The organism is Rufibacter glacialis, assembly GCF_008271745.1.
GTDB classification, from domain to species: Bacteria; Bacteroidota; Bacteroidia; order Cytophagales; family Hymenobacteraceae; genus Nibribacter; species Nibribacter glacialis.
On the sequence record NZ_VKKZ01000009.1, the window covers coordinates 1 to 1950 of the forward strand.

Sequence of the window (1950 nt, forward strand, 5' to 3'; positions counted from 1 at the left end):
CGCCCACCGAGTAGCTCATCCAGTCGCCCGCGTCCACGTAGCCCACGTTCTGACCGCCGCCCTCGTCGCCCGTGTTCTCCACCTGGATGCCGCTCATGCTGGCGTACCTCTCCGCCTCGATCCGCAGCGAAGAACCCGTGGGAGGTGTGACACCGGTTTCCTGGTCAATAGGGTGTTCAATGTAAGAAGTCACTTTCAGACCATTGCCAGAGGCATTGCCTTGCTGCATTCTGTAGGAAAGCTTCTGCCCCGCTGCCCAGTTGTTTTGCAAGGTAAGGGTATACGAAGTCCCGCTTCCTGAAAGACCCGTTACGGCATTGCCCGCTACCTCATACCCCGCTATCCCAGACTGCGTCACTGCCTTGTCATAGGTAATGGTGAGTTTGTTGCCGTTGGCCTTCACAGAGGTGATCTGCGGAGGAGTAGGATCATCAAAAGGAGAGGAAACGTTAGGGTTCGTTTTGTAGACGTTGATCAGTTTGGTACCGGCGTTAAAGGAGAAATTATCTGCCCCTGATACCGTGACACTACTGATAGAGGCATCACTGTTGACTACCAATGACATATCACGCAACCTGTTTTTGGTAGATATTTTTGACAGGTCTAAGGTAATGGTCAACGTGTTGCCAGAAAGAGATTCTGATTTCACCACATTCTCTTTCGTCTCATAATACTCAGCGAATTCCTGGGCGCCGGCTATCCAGGCCCGGTCATTGTTGGACGGGTGGTTCTTCACGTACTGCACGAACTGCTGGAAGTACTGCACTTCGGCGGCTCCGCCGGGACCATGGGAGAAGGCATGCCCCATGATCTTGGTACCTCCTGTGGAAGCGGCAAAAATACCATCTACCCAACTGTCGGCACTTCCCAGATCAGCCTTCCACATGTCATCCATGAGGAACCTTGAAACTAGAAGATAATTCGTGTTCATGGTCTTCACGTTGGCGCGGTCTTGCCAGTTGATGTAGGAATCATACCCATCGCGGGAAGCGGTCACCCCAAAGGAACTACCTATGAATTTGTACCCCTCCTGAACCCAGGAAGAAACAAAGCCTTCGTCAGCCGTAGGAATCACCCCGGTACGGGTACGGTAGCCCGTGTTTTGGTAGATCTCTTTTTCCAGTTCTTTGATTTCCTGGTATCTGTGGAAACCGCCGTGGTTGCGGGTGTGGTTCATCACGTCAAAGCCAGCCTTGATCATTTCAACGTACTGCGGGTATTGCGTATACGCTGACCCAGGCTCATCTCCCCTACCGTTGATGGCGAAGCTCCATTTGTATCCTACGGCTTGGCCGGCCCCATCTGTATAGGTGATTCTGGGGTAGGTTTTCCCATCAATGGCGGTACCACCGTTCAGGACCTTGTAGACCAGGTTGTAATCGCCTGGGTGGGCATCATCTTTCACAAACAGGAAGCCTACAGATTTGTTGTACTTCATATCCGCGAAAGAGGCACTGGCCGACGAAGGAGTTGTATTGAACCTTACCTGCACCGTGATAGTGCCAGGGGTAATGGCAGGCGCCGCTGAAGGAGCTCCAATGGTCTGGGTCTGGCTCACGTTGTTGGCAGCAGTGAAGCCGGTGCCAGCCGCCTGCGAGGCGGTAATCACGGCCGTTCCTGCGGCTACCACGGTGGCCATCCATTTGCCCGAGGCATTAGACACAGACACAACACCTGGGTTAGAGGAGGAGAAGTCAACCGGCGTTCCGGTATTGGTACTGGAGGCCGTCAATTCATAGGGTGCGTCACCCACAGTCTTGCCTGGCAGGGCATTGAAAGAAATGATGGCTTGAGGTAAAGTGGCGCTGGCGCCAGTAGTGGCCTCGAACCAGTTGAGGTTCCAGCCGCCCCTGGGGGCGAAGAGGCGCAGGGTCTGCTCGCCGGCCGGCAAGGTTACCGTGGCGCGCAGGGTGGCGTAGGTCTGCCAGCCGCCAGTGGCCGGTACCGGCA

At 54.8% G+C, this 1950-nt stretch carries 1 protein-coding gene; it reads right to left on the reverse strand.

What is annotated here, in order from left to right:
- Positions 1–1950 (reverse strand): carbohydrate-binding protein (locus FOE74_RS21360; protein ID WP_225840588.1); only part of this gene is annotated, 1950 nt, incomplete at both ends.